20 protein-coding genes are annotated in these 14,160 nt (G+C 69.3%); 9 read left to right on the top strand and 11 right to left on the bottom strand.

The annotated features are described in order from the left end of the window. Positions 1-8: 8 nt before the first annotated feature. Both IF129_RS13070 and IF129_RS13075 read left to right on the top strand, forming a co-directional pair. Positions 9-401, top strand: a complete 393-nt coding sequence (locus IF129_RS13070) for a helix-turn-helix domain-containing protein (protein WP_191209761.1) — start codon at positions 9-11, stop codon at positions 399-401. A gap of 48 nt (positions 402-449) precedes the next feature. Continuing rightward, positions 450-860, top strand: coding sequence for a VOC family protein (locus IF129_RS13075; RefSeq protein WP_191209762.1), 411 nt, complete (start codon positions 450-452; stop codon positions 858-860). A gap of 87 nt (positions 861-947) precedes the next feature. Here the strand turns inward: IF129_RS13075 and IF129_RS13080 are convergent, their stop codons facing one another. From IF129_RS13080 to IF129_RS13090, 3 genes are all read right to left on the bottom strand, one after another. After that, the gene (locus IF129_RS13080) at positions 948-1,133 is read right to left on the bottom strand and encodes a DUF397 domain-containing protein (RefSeq protein WP_191209763.1); all 186 of its coding nucleotides are present in this window, start codon (positions 1,131-1,133) and stop codon (positions 948-950) included. Positions 1,134-1,383: 250 nt separating this feature from the next. Beyond that, on the bottom strand, positions 1,384-2,358 hold the full coding sequence (locus IF129_RS13085) for a serine hydrolase domain-containing protein (protein ID WP_191209764.1): 975 nt from the start codon (positions 2,356-2,358) through the stop codon (positions 1,384-1,386). After that, entirely contained in the window at positions 2,355-2,591 is a 237-nt protein-coding gene (locus IF129_RS13090) for a helix-turn-helix domain-containing protein (RefSeq protein WP_191209765.1), read from the bottom strand. Before IF129_RS13090 ends, IF129_RS13085 begins: the two co-directional genes overlap by 4 nt. A gap of 85 nt (positions 2,592-2,676) precedes the next feature. On the opposite strand from IF129_RS13090, the gene IF129_RS13095 reads away from it, so the two are divergent. The 4 genes from IF129_RS13095 (at position 2,677) to IF129_RS13110 (ending at position 5,748) form a co-directional block, all read left to right on the top strand. After that, positions 2,677-3,222 (top strand): AAA family ATPase, encoded by a 546-nt coding sequence (locus IF129_RS13095; protein ID WP_191209766.1) that lies wholly within the window; start codon positions 2,677-2,679, stop codon positions 3,220-3,222. 272 nt (positions 3,223-3,494) lie between these two features. Then, entirely contained in the window at positions 3,495-4,139 is a 645-nt protein-coding gene (locus IF129_RS13100) for a dihydrofolate reductase family protein (RefSeq protein WP_191209767.1), read from the top strand. 229 nt (positions 4,140-4,368) lie between these two features. Continuing rightward, positions 4,369-4,758: a hypothetical protein gene (locus IF129_RS13105; RefSeq protein WP_191209768.1), complete on the top strand. Its 390-nt coding sequence runs from the start codon at positions 4,369-4,371 to the stop codon at positions 4,756-4,758. A 537-nt stretch (positions 4,759-5,295) separates the two neighbouring features. Continuing rightward, positions 5,296-5,748: a RidA family protein gene (locus IF129_RS13110; protein ID WP_191209769.1), complete on the top strand. Its 453-nt coding sequence runs from the start codon at positions 5,296-5,298 to the stop codon at positions 5,746-5,748. A 133-nt stretch (positions 5,749-5,881) separates the two neighbouring features. On the opposite strand, the gene IF129_RS13115 is transcribed toward IF129_RS13110, so the two are convergent. Together IF129_RS13115 and IF129_RS13120 are read right to left on the bottom strand one after the other, a co-directional pair. Then, positions 5,882-6,121: a hypothetical protein gene (locus tag IF129_RS13115; RefSeq protein WP_191209770.1), complete on the bottom strand. Its 240-nt coding sequence runs from the start codon at positions 6,119-6,121 to the stop codon at positions 5,882-5,884. Between the two features lie 43 nt (positions 6,122-6,164). Beyond that, positions 6,165-6,503 (bottom strand): ArsR/SmtB family transcription factor, encoded by a 339-nt coding sequence (locus IF129_RS13120; RefSeq protein ID WP_191209771.1) that lies wholly within the window; start codon positions 6,501-6,503, stop codon positions 6,165-6,167. Between the two features lie 53 nt (positions 6,504-6,556). On the opposite strand from IF129_RS13120, the gene IF129_RS13125 reads away from it, so the two are divergent. From IF129_RS13125 to IF129_RS13135, 3 genes are all read left to right on the top strand, one after another. Further along, positions 6,557-7,297, top strand: a complete 741-nt coding sequence (locus IF129_RS13125; RefSeq protein ID WP_191209772.1) for an SDR family NAD(P)-dependent oxidoreductase — start codon at positions 6,557-6,559, stop codon at positions 7,295-7,297. A gap of 372 nt (positions 7,298-7,669) precedes the next feature. Continuing rightward, positions 7,670-8,377 carry a DUF4190 domain-containing protein gene (locus IF129_RS13130; protein ID WP_191209773.1) on the top strand — a complete coding sequence of 236 codons (708 nt, stop codon included), beginning with the start codon at positions 7,670-7,672 and terminating at the stop codon, positions 8,375-8,377. Between the two features lie 116 nt (positions 8,378-8,493). Further along, positions 8,494-8,877: a DUF2267 domain-containing protein gene (locus tag IF129_RS13135; protein WP_191209774.1), complete on the top strand. Its 384-nt coding sequence runs from the start codon at positions 8,494-8,496 to the stop codon at positions 8,875-8,877. Between the two features lie 24 nt (positions 8,878-8,901). On the opposite strand, the gene IF129_RS13140 is transcribed toward IF129_RS13135, so the two are convergent. From IF129_RS13140 to rpsL, 6 genes are all read right to left on the bottom strand, one after another. Then, the gene (locus IF129_RS13140; protein WP_191209775.1) at positions 8,902-9,306 is read right to left on the bottom strand and encodes a type II toxin-antitoxin system VapC family toxin; all 405 of its coding nucleotides are present in this window, start codon (positions 9,304-9,306) and stop codon (positions 8,902-8,904) included. After that, a complete protein-coding gene (locus IF129_RS13145) occupies positions 9,299-9,574 on the bottom strand; it encodes a type II toxin-antitoxin system Phd/YefM family antitoxin (RefSeq protein ID WP_191209776.1) in 276 nt (91 codons plus the stop codon). Before IF129_RS13145 ends, IF129_RS13140 begins: the two co-directional genes overlap by 8 nt. Before the next feature lie 123 nt (positions 9,575-9,697). Next, positions 9,698-10,891 (bottom strand): elongation factor Tu, encoded by a 1,194-nt coding sequence (gene tuf / locus IF129_RS13150; RefSeq protein WP_191209777.1) that lies wholly within the window; start codon positions 10,889-10,891, stop codon positions 9,698-9,700. 227 nt (positions 10,892-11,118) lie between these two features. Beyond that, positions 11,119-13,242 (bottom strand): elongation factor G, encoded by a 2,124-nt coding sequence (gene fusA / locus IF129_RS13155; protein WP_191209778.1) that lies wholly within the window; start codon positions 13,240-13,242, stop codon positions 11,119-11,121. A gap of 39 nt (positions 13,243-13,281) precedes the next feature. Further along, positions 13,282-13,752: a 30S ribosomal protein S7 gene (rpsG, locus tag IF129_RS13160; protein ID WP_191209779.1), complete on the bottom strand. Its 471-nt coding sequence runs from the start codon at positions 13,750-13,752 to the stop codon at positions 13,282-13,284. A 2-nt stretch (positions 13,753-13,754) separates the two neighbouring features. Beyond that, positions 13,755-14,126 carry a 30S ribosomal protein S12 gene (rpsL, locus tag IF129_RS13165; RefSeq protein ID WP_003948652.1) on the bottom strand — a complete coding sequence of 124 codons (372 nt, stop codon included), beginning with the start codon at positions 14,124-14,126 and terminating at the stop codon, positions 13,755-13,757. Between the last annotated feature and the right edge of the window lie 34 nt (positions 14,127-14,160).

A 14,160-nucleotide genomic window follows, 5' to 3' on the forward strand; every position in this document is an offset into this window, starting at 1 on the left:
ATGACGCGGTGAGCCGCGCGACCGAGGACACCAACCGCCGCATGCTGCGGGCCCGCGACACGATGGACCGGGCCTACGCCGAGCCGCTGGACGTCCCGGCACTGGCCCGGGTCGCCCACGTGTCACCGGCGCACTTCACGCGGACGTTCCGCGCCACGTTCGGCGAGACCCCGCACCGCTACCTGCAACGCCGCCGCGTCGAGCGTGCGATGTCACTCCTGCGGGAGACCGACCGCAGCGTCACCGACATCTCCTACGAGGTCGGCTTCGGCAGCCCCGGCACCTTCAGCCGCACCTTCCGCGACATCGTCGGCAGGTCCCCTCGGCAGTACCGCAAGGAGGCCCGGGCCACCGGCGTCCCGACCTGCTTCACCATGGCCTGGACACGGCCGCGCGACTGAGCAGTTTCGGATAAGTACGGGCGGCGACGGACCAGTAGCGTCATCCTCATGTTCAACGCCATCACGCACTCACAGCTGTACGTCCTCGACCAGGACGAGGCCGTCGACTTCTACGTCGGGAAGCTCGGCCTGGAGGTCAACACGGACGTCGACCTCGGATTCATGCGCTGGCTCACCGTCAACGTCCCCGGCGCCCCGGACCGACAGATCCTGCTCCAGCTCCCGGGCGGACCGCAGATGTCCGAGCAGACGGCCGAGCAGGTCCGGGACCTCGTCACCAAGGGCGCCCTGGGCACCGTCATCCTCACGACGTCCGACTGCCGCAAGACGTACGAGGAACTGCGCGCCAAGGGCGTCGAGTTCACCCAGGAGCCCGTGGAGCAGCCGTACGGCGTCGACTGCGGAATCCGCGACCCCTTCGGCAACCACATCCGCTTCACCGAACCGAGGACCGCCTGACTCCCGGCCGGCGGCCTCTACCGAGCCACCACGCACCGCGCCCCGCCCGGCCGTCGTGACCGGCCGGGCGGGGCGCGGCTCTACGCGTCAGCGCTCGGACGCGAACCTCACGAACGCGGCCCACGTCGTACGCGGCACGGAGAAGCTCGGCCGACGCACGTCCTTCGAGTCCCGGACGTGCACGACGTCAGGCGCCCCCGCGACCTCGACGCAGTCCGTGTCGTGCTCACCATTGCTGTAGCTGCTCTTGAACCACGCGCCATGGATATCCATGGTTGATCAACCCTTCGCGGCGAACGAGATGAAATCGGCCCACGTAGTGGGAAGAACCGCGATGGTCGAGCCACTCTTGGCCGGTCTCTCCACACCGGCCCGTTCGGTCTGGTCCGTCCCGCCTCGTACAGGACGGGACGGACCGGCCGGGCGCGGTGACCCACCGCGTCGCCGAAGAGCAGGAGTCGGGAGGAGAGCCCGGACACCTGGGCCCTGTGCGGCTGTTGGCGGACGGAGGGGCCTGACGGTGCTAGCGGCTGTGCTCGGCCAGGAGTGCGAACCCATGACGGTCCACGGGTGCGGCGGTGGCCGAGAGGAGGGCGACACCGGCGCCGGTGGTGCGGTCGAGGCCGAGCCAGGACCGGAAGCCGCCGGTGCCTCCGTTGTGCCAGGTGATCGGTCGGCCCTTCACCTGGATCGTGATCCATGCGGCCCCGATGCGGGCGCCGGTGCCGAACGGAGTGATCGGATCGAGTGCGGCGAGGCCCGGGGCGCTGCCGTCGAGGAGCGCCGCCGTGAAGCGCGCCATGCTGGTGATGGCGGCCCGAATGCCGCCTGCCGGTCCGAGTCCCTCACCGGTCCAGGGTTGCCGCGGACGCCCTCCCCGGCTTCTTCCGCTGAGCCCCCCGGGGCGGAGGTCGTCCGGCGTTCGCGGGACGTAGAAGCAGTCGAGTTCCAGCGGGATCGCGATGCGCTGTTGGACGAGCTTCGGGTAGGTGGTCGTGGCGGCTGCGGCGAGAGCGTGTCCGAGGAGCTCGAACCCGAGGTTGGAGTAGCGGGGCCGTGGCGTGCCCAGCGGAACATCCCGGGCTTGGTCCAGGAGCTGTGCGAGGTTCTCACCGTAAGGGTTGGTTCCGTGTCGCCACAGGGCGAGGGTGCGCCGCCATGGTCGCGCGGATCCGGGGAGCCGGGGCAGGCCGGATCGATGCGTGCTCAACGATCTCAGGCTCACTCCTGCGGCGGGGGTGTCGCCCAGGGGCAGCAGTTCGCCGAGGGTCGTGTCGGCGTCGACCTCGCCTCGGGCGAGAGCGTCGGCGCACAGCAACCCGGTGACCCCCTTGGAGATGGAGCCGATTTCGTAGTCGGCGTCGAGGCGGCTGCCGAGACCCGCCAGGCGCACCTCCTCGTGGGTGACCACGGCTGCGGCGGCGACGGGGTGGCGCGGGCCCAAGAGTTCGCCGAGCCGGGCAACGAGTTGCTGATCGCCGTGCGCCCCTGCGGTCATGACCGGCCGCCCAACAGGCCCCGGCCGGCGTACTTCTTGTGGACCGCCTGCTTCGAGACACCCAGGGCTGCGGCGATCTGCGGCCATGTGGCACCGCTGTTGCGGGCGCGGCGTACCAGCGCCGCTTCGACGCGTTCCGTCTCTGCGCGCAGCCGGGCCACGGCGTCCAACCCCGCCAACGGGTCGCCGTCGGCCGTCGATGCGGCGAGTTCGGCCAACCGTTCCCCATCCATGCGTCAACCATAGTTGACGGCCACGAGGAGCGTCAACAAAGGTTGACGCAACCTCCTGCCTCACCACCGAGAAGGGAATCCGAGCATGCGACGGTACGTTCTCACCGGCACGCCCGGCGCGGGCAAGACGTCGATCCTGCGAGGTTTGGCAGCACGCGGCTACGAGGTTGTCGAGGAGGCCGCGACCGCGGTCATCGCACGCGCGCAGGCTCAGGGCGAGGGCGAACCGTGGACACGGACCACCTTCATCGACGAAGTGGTCGATCTGCAGAAGCAACGGCATCTACGAGCCGACGGCACGCACGCGGTTCAGGTCTTCGACCGGTCCCCAATCTGCACACACGCGCTCGCGAACTACTTGGGTCGGCCGGTGTCACGCGCACTGACGTCCGAGATCCAGCGGATCGTTACCCAGGAGATCTACGAGCGGCAGGTGCTCTTCGTCCGCAATCTGGGGTTCTGTGAGCCCACCCGCGCCCGTCGGATCAGCTTCCAGGAGTCACTGGAATTCGAGAAGGTGCACGCAGAGAGTTACCGCGCGTTCGGCTTCGAGCTGATCGACGTCCCTGCCGACGACCTGGCCGACCGTGTCGCTGCGGTCAGCCAGGTCATCTCGCGGCTCGCCCCATGAGCGATGCCGGTGCGAGACCACCGGGCCTCTTCGCCGCCGAGACGTCCTGTGAACGCGGCGACCACTCCCCCGACCGCGCTCCGTCTCATCGAAACGATCGCCGGAAGCGGCCTCGACGCCTCCTGTCGTGACCCCTCCGCCAGGCCGCTGCCGCGACCGCCGTTCACGGGGGTCGCGCGTGTGCGACGGGGACTGTCGGTGCCCCGGCGTACCGTCTGGGACCTGACGTGATGTGCCGTCAGAACATCGCATGCCCGGTCGAGGAGGAACGCGTGGGTCAGCTGCTGAGAGTGATCAACTTCAGTGTCTCAAGCGACGGCGTCGGCGCCGGTGAGGACCAGAGCCTGGAGCGACCCTTCGGTCATGCCAGTCCGGAGGAGCTGTTCGCCTGGGCCGGAGCCACGGCGAGCTGGCCCGGCCGCACGGACCCCGGCGGGAGCCGGGGGCTCGACGACTACTTCACGCGGGACTTCGCACGCGACATCGGTGCGGAGATCATGGGCCGCAACAAGTTCGGCCCGCAGCGCGGGCCGTGGCAGGACCACGAGTGGCGCGGTTGGTGGGGCGAGGAACCCCCCTTCCACACCCCGGTCTTCGTCATGACGCACCACGAGCGCCCGTCGTTCACGCTGAGCGACACCACCTTCCACTTCGTGGGCGGCGACCCGGCGAAGGTCCTCGCGCAGGCGCGGGAGGCGGCCGAGGGCAAGGACGTCCGGCTGGGTGGCGGGGTCTCCACCATCCGGCAGTTTCTCGACGCCGACCTCGTCGACACGCTGCACGTCGCGGTCACGCCGGTGACCTACGGGTCCGGGCTGCGGCTGTGGGAGTCCCCTGAGGAGCTGCTCGACCGGTTCCACCTGGAGGTCGTCCCCAGCCCGAGCGGCGTGACGCACCACCTGTTCTGGCGCAGGTGACGCAGAGGGCCGCCGACGGCCGGGCCGTCGCGCGGAGGCGCCCGCTCAGGGAACCGTCAACGTGGCCATGACGCCGCCGTGGTCGTCCCATGGGTGCGGCGGCGCGAGGGCTCCCTCGTGTCGCACCCCTTTTCCGAGTCGATCACACCTCGCCGACACCAGCCGCATCCGACCACGCCGGGACGGGATCGTCGGCCTCCGCGACGTCACTGAGAGTAGGTTCTCCTGCATGAGGATCGTGTCCGGCGCACGAAGCGCCGCTGTGGCCGCTGCGATCGTTGTCGCCGCAGGAGGGCTGCCGTCTGTGGCGGCATACGCCGACGACGGCAGCGAGACGAGGAAGAAGGTCGTCAACTGCATCAACAAGGAGATCGTCAAAGAGAACGCGACGTGGCAGCTGACAGAGTCCGACCTGCGCACGTTCACGGGCATCGTGGATCGTGTCGTGATGAGGGAGCCTCACAAGCCGGTTTCCGCGGAGGAACAGGAGAAGATCCTGCGGGAGGTCAGGTTCGCGACCTACAGGGAACTACCGCATCTCGACGCAGACACCGTCGACCGGATGATGCAGTCGCTCACCACACATGGAAGGCACTGCGTCGCCCGCACCAGCGGGTGAGGACTGTCCCCGCACGGGGCACGTCGTCGGATCGGCGCCCGATGGCGTCGGCTGGACTCCGGCCGACGCTCCCCGCACCTCCTCCGCTCCCCTGCGCCGCGAGGGAGTCGACGCTCGCCTCGTAGCGGGTTCCCCGCCTCGGCATCGTGGCAGCCTCACAGCGCCGGGGAAGAGGGAGCGTGACGGACGGTGAGACGCGACTCCGCGCCATGCGACGGCGGACGCTCGTAGATCTGGTCGCGCCGGTCACGTCAGCCAGGGCGAGCCCTTCCCGTTCAAGTGGGCGCCGCAGAGGAGGCGTTCGCCGGTGGCCAACTGCACACGCACCGTCGACGCGGCCGTCTCCAGGAAGCCCTGCGGCCGTACCGGAACCGAGCGTGCCCGAGCGGTTCTCGGGGACGGTCCGGAAAAAGGGGAGGACAGGCGCGCGAACCGCCATGAAAGGATGGCGCAGCCGGGAATCGGTCGACACCACGTGACGCCCGTCCGTCCCGGCACATCCAGCGCGCACACGCCCCAGCAGGAGAAGCACACCTCGTGACCCGCACCAGCGCCGTATCACTGATCCGCTCCCGCTCCCTGTCCGACGTCGCCGAGTACGCCTACGCGGCCACGGCGCCCGCCACATCACGGCTGGTGTTCCTGGCCGGTTCGTGTCCGCTCGACGAGCACGGCAACACCGTGCCCGTGGGGGACTACGCGGGCCAGGCGGCGAAGGCCATGGAGAACCTGCGGACCGCCCTCGCCGATGCGGACGCCTCGGTCGAGGACGTCATCAGCACACGCGTCCTGGTGGCATCGACCCGGCAGGAGGATCTCGTGGCCGCCTGGGAAGTGGTCCGGGACGCCTTCGGTCACCACGACGTGCCCAGCACACTGATGGGCGTCACCGTTCTCGGCTACACGGACCAGCTCGTCGAGATCGAAGCCGTCGCCGCCGTCCTCGACGAGCCGGAGTCCGACGGGCCGACCCACGCGCCGTCGGCATGATGACGGCGTAAGCCTCTTCGCCACCTCGACCCGGCGTCGGTGGCCGGCAGTTGACCGACTCAAGGCCGACTGCTCCTGCGGACGTTCCGCCGAGGCAGTAGCAGAAACACCCTCTGGCGCGGGCCGAGGAGGCTCACCGGCTCGGGCGGCCCCCGGCGCGGTTGCGCGGGTGCTGCTTGGCGGTTCGCTCGTTGCCGCGCCGGTAGTTGCCGGTCCAGCGCGCCATCACCAGCTGCGGGTCCTCGGAGGTGACGGCGTCGAGGAACTCGTCGGCCCGGGGCCCCCGCAGCGTCGCCGCCTTCCGGGTGCCGTGGAGCACCACGACCGTCCCGTCGGACCGCTGCTCGTACCGGAACCCCGTGGCGTCGCCCATCCGCGGATCGTACGTGGGGCCGGGAACGCCCGTCGAGGCGACCTCAGGACGCGACGCTGACGTCCGCCCCGACGTCGTCGGTCGCGGCGGCGTCGAGGATCGCGGGGAGCAGTGCGGGGAACCGGGCTTCGAGGTCGGCGCTGCGCAGCCGGACGTAGCAGCGGGTGCCTTCCTGACGGGTGCGGGTGACGCCCGCGTCGCGCAGGACCTTCATGTGGTGGCTGAGCGTCGACTTGGCGACGGGTGCGCGCAGCTCGCCCCAGCCGAGCTCGGCCCCGTCGGCCAGCAGCCGGACGACCCCGAGCCGAACGGGGTCGCTGAGCGCGGCCAGCACGCGGGTGAGGCTCATCGCGTCGGGGGCCGGGTGCCTGGGGTCCTTCATGACACCATGGTACGTTGTTCGACATTCGCAGAACATCGAACAACGGAGGCAGCATGGACGGGCACGTGGTCGTCGTGACAGGAGCCGGAAGCGGGATCGGCCGGGCGACGGCGCGGGCGTTCGCCGAGCGGGGCGCGCACGTCCTCGCCGTCGGACGGCGCCCCGAACCGCTGGCCGCGACGGCGGAGGCGCACCCCGGCATCGCGACGCTGAGCGCCGACATCACCGCCGTGGACGCCCCCGACACCGTCGTCCGGGAGGCCGTACGGCGCTGGGGACGCCTCGACGTCCTCGTCAACAACGCGGGCGCCTTCGCCGCGATGCCCGCGACCCGAACCGACGCCGAGCGGGTGACGCGGCTGCTCGCCCTCAACGTCACCGCACCCGGCCTGCTCCTCGCGGCCGCGCTCCCCCACCTCACCGCGGTCGGCGGGGCCGTCGTCAACGTCTCCAGCACCTTCGGGCACCGCCCGGCCGCCGGGGCGGCGTACTACGCGGCGTCCAAGGCAGCGCTGGAAAGCCTCACCCGGAGCTGGGCTCTGGAACTCGCTCCCGAGGGGGTCCGCGTCAACGCCGTGGCACCGGGCCCGACGGAGAGCGAGGCGCTGGCCGCATCCGGCCTGCCGGAGGCCGACGTCGCGGAGGTCAAGGCCGCCGAGGCCGCCCGCATACCCCTCGGGCGGCGCGGGGAACCGGAGGAGGTCGCCGCGTGGATCGTCCACCTCGCGGGCCGGGACGCGTCCTGGCTCACCGGCCAGATCCTCACCGCCGACGGCGGCCTTGAACTCACCTGACGCGCCGTGGACGGTGACGTCCGGTCGATCCGACGGTGCGTTGGACGGCTCGTCGCGGCGGGCGCATGCTGAAAGGTGACGCGTCGCGGACGTGCCCGACCCCGGCAGTGGCCCGGTGGAACGTCGGTGCGATGACGGCGCACGTTCGGCACGACGCCCCCTCAGTTCGTGCGGAAGGGAGTGCGCACCATGGCGGACCCGGACCGACCCCCAGGTTCCCCGGGGGGCCCGTACCCTCCCCCACCGCCGCAGGGCCCGCCGGGGTCGGGCGGCGGGTGGTCGGCCGGACAGGGAGGCCCCGGCTGGCCCGGCGGACCACAACCGCCACGGAACGGCTTCGGCATCACGGCGCTGATCCTCGGCATCATCGGAGTGCTGTTCGGCATCATCCCGCTGTTCTTCTGGCTCGCCGCCGTCCTCGGCATCATCGCTCTGATCATGGGCGTGGTGGGGGCGCGGCGCGCGAAGCAGCGCATCGCGACCAACGGGAGGATGTCGGTCGTCGGCGCTGTGCTCGGCGGGCTGGCGATCGTGCTCGCCATCGTCGGCCTCGTCATCGTGAGCAACGCCTTCGACGACCTGGAACGGGACCTCGACGACGCGGTCGAGCCGACGCCCACAGCCTCCCCCTCCCCGGGCGTGGAAGAACCCCCGCCCACGGAAGACGCCACCGAGGAACCGATTGTGGAAGAGGCCCTGGCCTTCGGGGACGCGTCGAGCTATCCGGACGGGCTGGAGGTCGCCGTGTCCTCCCCGACGCCGTACACCCCCTCCGACACCGCCGCCGGGCACTCCCCCGGCAACGAGACGGTGACGGTCGAGGTCACCGTCGTCAACGGGACCGACGAACGTCAGGATCTGGGCCTCGTCGTCGTGGACGCCAAGGACGCGTCCGGCCGGACGGCGGAGCCGGTCTTCGACACCGGCATCGAGGGCTTGCAGGGCACGCTGCTGCCGGGGGACGAATCCGTCGCGACGTACGCCTTCGACCTGCCTCCGGACGCCGCCGACGAGCTGACCATCGAGGTCACACCGGACTTCGACCACGACTCCGCTCTGTGGAACGGCCCAACGTCCTGAGCGGACGTCGCCCGTTTGCCTGCACGGGGTGCAGGGAACTCGGCGCGGGAGTGGCCCGGCCGGTCGGGCCGCCCGGCCCACGCGGGCCGCGCCGCCGAGGAGGGAGAGAGGCACGCATGGCGTACGACGAGTTCCTGATGACCGTGAGCGAGACCGGCGGGTACGAGCGCGAGGACGCCGCCCGCGCCACCGAGGCGGTGATCAGCACCCTCGGTGACCGGCTCCCGCCCGAGACGGCCGAGCACCTGGCCGATCAGCTCCCCGACCCGGTCGCCGAGCTGATCGAGGGCGCGGGTTCGGCGCCGCAGAACTGGGGCGTGGGCGAGTTCGTGCACCGGGTCGCGGAGATCACCGGTGAGACCGAGGAGCAGGCGGAGGGGCACAGCCGGGCCGTCCTGACGGCCGTCGCCGGGCAGGTCAGCGGCGGCGAGCTGAACAAGGTGATCAGCGATCTGCCCTCGGGGTACGCCGACCTCTTCGGCCACCCCGAACTGACCTGACGCCCGCCGAGGCCGAAGCCGGCGTCACACCGTCACGACCGTCACATGCCCTTCCAGGCCCGCGAAGTGGGCACCGTTGCGGGTGTACAGGGGAAGGCCTTGCGAGGAAGCGACGGCGGCCATCATCAGGTCCATGCGGCGAGGCTTGGGGTTGCGGCCCGCACCGACCACCAGCGCCACCAAGGTGCCGTAGCGCGCCGCGGCGGCGCCGTCGAACGGCAATGGCTCGACGTCCGCCACCGCCGCCCCGAGCACCTCCATCCGGACCGCACGGGCGGCGGCGTCCTTGGTCATGGCAACCCCGTGCCGCAAATCGGCCATGGTGATCGCCGTCAGCTCGGGCACGGCGGGCAGAACCTCCGGGTCCAGGAGCCCCAGGTCGATGAACGTGCGGGTGTCGAGCACCCCGGAGGCGTGCCGCTCAGTCACCGGAGCGCGTCCAGGGGTCGACGGTCACGTCGTCCTCGTCCCCGAAGACCTCGTCGGCCTCACGACGCAGCTCACGATGGTCGAGACGTGGCAGCGTCCGGTGCCGGGCCACGAGCTTCTCGGCGCTGAGCCGACGCCTACGGCACAGCGGCCGCAGTTCGGCGACCTCGACACCGTTCCGGGTGATGTGGAAGGTTTCGCCCTCCTCCACGGCGTTCATGACCGCTGCGGACTCGCGCCTGAGCTCTCGCTGCGTGATGGCCTTCACACCCGTCAGCGCAGCGCCCCATAGCACAGCGTGCTACGGGCGTCGTATAGACACGCGTAGGGGCCCGTACGACCATCCGGTCGTACGGGCCCCTACGTTCAGCGTGCTCCGGGGAGCGTCAGGTCACTTGACGATCTTGGTGACCTGGCCGGCGCCCACGGTCCGGCCACCCTCACGGATGGCGAACTTCAGGCCCTCCTCCATGGCGACGGGCTGGATGAGCTCCACCTTCATCTCGGTGTTGTCACCCGGCATGACCATCTCGGTGCCCTCGGGGAGGGTCACCACGCCGGTCACGTCCGTCGTGCGGAAGTAGAACTGCGGGCGGTAGTTGTTGAAGAACGGGGTGTGGCGGCCGCCCTCGTCCTTCGACAGGATGTACGCCTGCGCCTCGAACTCCGTGTGCGGGGTGACCGAGCCCGGCTTGATGATGACCTGGCCGCGCTCGACGTCCTCGCGCTTGATGCCGCGGAGCAGCAGACCGACGTTCTCACCGGCCTGGCCCTCGTCGAGCAGCTTGCGGAACATCTCGATGCCGGTGACCGTGGTGGAGGTCTTCTCCGGCTTGATGCCGATGATGTCCACGTTCTCGTTGACCTTGAGAACGCCACGCTCGATACGGCCGGTGACGACCGTGCCGCGACCGGTGATCGTGAAGACGTCCTCGATGGGCATGAGGAACGGCTTCTCGGTGTCGCGCTCGGGCTCCGGGATCGACTCGTCGACCGCCTTCATGAGCTCCATGACGGACTCGCCCCACTTGGCGTCGCCCTCCAGCGCCTTCAGCGCGGAGACCTTGACGACCGGAACGTCGTCGCCCGGGAACTCGTACTCGGAGAGCAGCTCGCGGACCTCGAGCTCGACGAGCTCCAGGATCTCCTCGTCGTCCACCATGTCGGCCTTGTTCAGGGCGACGACGATGTACGGAACGCCGACCTGGCGGGCCAGGAGCACGTGCTCCTTGGTCTGCGGCATCGGGCCGTCGGTCGCGGCGACCACCAGGATCGCGCCGTCCATCTGGGCGGCACCGGTGATCATGTTCTTGATGTAGTCCGCGTGACCCGGGCAGTCGACGTGGGCGTAGTGACGCGAGTCGGTCTGGTACTCGACGTGCGCGATGGAGATGGTGATACCGCGCTGACGCTCCTCGGGCGCCTTGTCGATGTTCTCGAACGCGGAAGCCTCGTTCAGGTCCGGGAACTGGTCGTGCAGCACCTTGGTAATGGCCGCCGTGAGGGTGGTCTTACCGTGGTCGATGTGACCGATGGTGCCGATGTTGACGTGCGGCTTAGTCCGCTCGAACTTCGCCTTCGCCACTGGGGTCCTCCTGTGGACTGGTGCTGTACGCCCCCCGCTTCTGCGGAAGGGTTCAGGTGGTCGTACCGAACAAGCCAGGACCCCGAGGGGGACGCCCTTGACCCGTTCGTTCTTAAGGGCTGGCGACCCGGGGCTCCGGCCCAGAACGCGTGTGCGATCTGTGCCGGATGCCCCGGAATGCCGTTGTGCTACAGCCTAAGGGGTGAGATTACGACGGCGAACCGACGTCACTCGCCCCGGGCCTTCGCGATGATCTCCTCGCTGACGTTCCGGGGAACCTCGGCGTAGGAGTCGAACTGCATGGAGTAGCTCGCGCGACCGGAGGTCTTGCTCCGCAGGTCACCGACGTAGCCGAACATCTCCGACAGCGGAACCAGGCCCGTGACGAGCTTGGCGCCACCGCGGTCCTCCATGGACTGGATCTGACCGCGACGGGAGTTGATGTCGCCGATCACGTCGCCCATGTAGTCCTCGGGCGTGGTGACCTCGACCTTCATCATCGGCTCCAGCAGGGCCGGGCTGGCCTTGCGGGCGGCCTCCTTGAAGGCCATCGAGCCGGCGATCTTGAAGGCCATCTCGGAGGAGTCGACCTCGTGGAAGGCGCCGTCGAGCAGCGTCACGCGGACACCCGTGAGCGGGTAGCCCGCCAGGACGCCGAACTCCATGGCCTCCTGGCAGCCGGCGTCCACCGAGGGGATGTACTCCCTGGGGATGCGGCCACCGGTGACCTTGTTGACGAACTCGTAGCCGTCGCCTTCCAGCGGCTCGACCTGGATCTGCACCTTCGCGAACTGGCCGGAACCACCGGTCTGCTTCTTGTGCGTGTAGTCGTGCTTGTCGACCGACTTGCGCAGCGTCTCGCGGTAGGCCACCTGCGGCTTGCCGACGTTGGCCTCGACCTTGAACTCGCGCTTCATGCGGTCGACCAGCACGTCCAGGTGCAGCTCGCCCATGCCCGCGATGATCGTCTGGCCGGTCTCCTCGTCGGTGTTGACCTGGAAGGACGGGTCCTCCTCGGCCAGCCGCTGGATCGCGACGCCCAGCTTCTCCTGGTCGCCCTTCGACTTGGGCTCGATGGCGACCTGGATGACCGGGGCCGGGAACTCCATCGACTCCAGGATCACCGGGGACGACGCGTCGCAGAGGGTCTCACCGGTGGTGGTCTGCTTCAGACCCATGACGGCGATGATGTCGCCGGCACCCACCGAACCGATCTCCTCACGCTTGTTCGCGTGCATCCGGTAGATCTTGCCGATGCGCTCCTTCTTGCCCTTCACGGAGTTCAGCACCTGAGTGCCGGCCTCCAGGCGGCCCGAGTACACCCGGACGAAGGTGAGCTTGCCGAGGTGCGGGTCGCTGGCGATCTTGAACGCCAGGGCGGCCAGCGGCTCCTCCTCGGACGGACGGCGCTTGATGACCTGCTCGGAGTCCTTGACGTCGTGGCCCTCGATGGCCTCGACGTCCAGGGGCGAGGGCAGGTAGCGCACGACCGCGTCGAGCAGGGGCTGCACGCCCTTGTTCTTGAACGCGGTACCGCAGAACACCGGGGTGACCGTCGTGGTGCCCTCGGCGCCCGTGGACGCGAGGGTGACACGGCGGATGGCGGCCATGAGCTGCTCCTCGGTGGGCTCCTGGCCCTCGAGGTACAGCTCCATCATCTCCTCGTCGTTCTCCGCGACGGCCTCAAGGAGCTTGCCGCGGTACTCCTCGGCGGCCTCCTTGTGCGTGTCGGGGATGTCGACGACGTCGTACGCCTCACCCAGGGCCGTCTCGGCGGACCAGACGAGGCCCTTCATGCGGACCAGGTCCACGACGCCCTTGAAGTCGGACTCCGCGCCGATCGGCAGCTGCATGACCAGCGGCGTCGCACCGAGGCGGTCGACGATCATGTCGACGCAGCGGTGGAACTCGGCACCGGTCCGGTCCAGCTTGTTGACGAAGCAGATACGCGGCACGCCGTAGCGGTCCGCCTGACGCCACACCGTCTCGGACTGCGGCTCAACGCCGGCGACACCGTCGAACACCGTCACCGCACCGTCGAGCACGCGCAGCGAACGCTCCACCTCGACGGTGAAGTCGACGTGGCCCGGGGTGTCGATGATGTTGATGGTGTGGTCGATGTCGTCCAGCGGCCAGTGGCAGGTCGTCGCGGCGGACGTGATGGTGATGCCGCGCTCCTGCTCCTGCGCCATCCAGTCCATCGTGGCAGCGCCGTCGTGGACCTCACCGATCTTGTAGCTGACACCGGTGTAGAACAGGATCCGCTCGGTGGTGGTCGTCTTGCCCGCGTCGATGTGGGCCATGATCCCGATGTTCCGGACCTTGGCCAGGTCAAGTGAAGTGGTAGCCATGAGGCTTCAGTCTTCTCTCGGTCTCGATAGGGGTAGCGACTACCAGCGGTAGTGCGCGAAGGCCTTGTTGGACTCGGCCATCTTGTGGGTGTCCTCACGCTTCTTCACGGCCGCACCGAGGCCGTTGGAGGCGTCCAGGAGCTCGTTCATCAGGCGCTCGGTCATCGTCTTCTCGCGACGGGCGCGGGAGTAGCCGACGAGCCAGCGCAGCGCGAGCGTGGAGGCGCGGCCGGGCTTGACCTCGACCGGCACCTGGTAGGTGGCGCCACCCACACGACGCGACTTGACCTCAAGGGTCGGCTTGATGTTCTCCAGAGCGCGCTTCAGCGTGATGACCGGGTCGTTGCCGGTCTTCTCACGCAGACCCTCCATGGCGCCGTAGACGATGCGCTCGGCGGTGGAGCGCTTGCCGTTCAGCAGCACCTTGTTGATCAGGGAGGTCACCAGAGGAGTGCCGTACACCGGGTCGATGATGACCGGGCGCTTCGGGGCGGGGCCCTTACGAGGCATGCTTACTTCTCCTTCTTGGCGCCGTAGCGGCTGCGAGCCTGCTTGCGGTTCTTGACGCCCTGGGTGTCGAGCGAGCCACGGATGATCTTGTAGCGAACGCCCGGCAGGTCCTTCACACGGCCGCCACGCACGAGCACGATGGAGTGCTCCTGCAGGTTGTGGCCCTCACCCGGGATGTAGGCCGTGACCTCGATCCCGCTGGTCAGACGCACACGCGCGACCTTACGCAGGGCCGAGTTCGGCTTCTTCGGGGTGGTGGTGAACACGCGCGTGCAGACGCCACGACGCTGAGGAGAGCCCTCAAGTGCCGGCGTCTTGTTCTTCTCGACCTTGTCCTGCCGGCCCTTGCGGACCAGCTGCTGGATCGTAGGCACAGTTTCTCCGGTTTCTGTGTGCCAGTCTCGGTAA

The organism is Streptomyces chumphonensis (assembly GCF_014779715.1).
In the GTDB taxonomy this organism is placed as follows: domain Bacteria; phylum Actinomycetota; class Actinomycetes; order Streptomycetales; family Streptomycetaceae; genus Streptomyces; species Streptomyces chumphonensis.

Bases quoted from the DNA above. Each gene is read 5' to 3' on its own strand.
- IF129_RS13125 (WP_191209772.1), top strand. From the start codon at position 6,557: ATGGACGGGCACGTGGTCGTCGTGACAGGAGCCGGAAGCGGGATCGGC.
- IF129_RS13080 (WP_191209763.1), bottom strand. From the start codon at position 1,133: ATGGATATCCATGGCGCGTGGTTCAAGAGCAGCTACAGCAATGGTGAG.
- fusA (WP_191209778.1), bottom strand. From the start codon at position 13,242: ATGGCTACCACTTCACTTGACCTGGCCAAGGTCCGGAACATCGGGATC.
- IF129_RS13135 (WP_191209774.1), top strand. From the start codon at position 8,494: ATGGCGTACGACGAGTTCCTGATGACCGTGAGCGAGACCGGCGGGTAC.
- IF129_RS13120 (WP_191209771.1), bottom strand. From the start codon at position 6,503: ATGAAGGACCCCAGGCACCCGGCCCCCGACGCGATGAGCCTCACCCGC.
- rpsG (WP_191209779.1), bottom strand. From the start codon at position 13,752: ATGCCTCGTAAGGGCCCCGCCCCGAAGCGCCCGGTCATCATCGACCCG.
- IF129_RS13115 (WP_191209770.1), bottom strand. From the start codon at position 6,121: ATGGGCGACGCCACGGGGTTCCGGTACGAGCAGCGGTCCGACGGGACG.
- IF129_RS13095 (WP_191209766.1), top strand. From the start codon at position 2,677: ATGCGACGGTACGTTCTCACCGGCACGCCCGGCGCGGGCAAGACGTCG.
- IF129_RS13085 (WP_191209764.1), bottom strand. From the start codon at position 2,358: ATGACCGCAGGGGCGCACGGCGATCAGCAACTCGTTGCCCGGCTCGGC.
- IF129_RS13075 (WP_191209762.1), top strand. From the start codon at position 450: ATGTTCAACGCCATCACGCACTCACAGCTGTACGTCCTCGACCAGGAC.
- IF129_RS13090 (WP_191209765.1), bottom strand. From the start codon at position 2,591: ATGGATGGGGAACGGTTGGCCGAACTCGCCGCATCGACGGCCGACGGC.
- IF129_RS13105 (WP_191209768.1), top strand. From the start codon at position 4,369: ATGAGGATCGTGTCCGGCGCACGAAGCGCCGCTGTGGCCGCTGCGATC.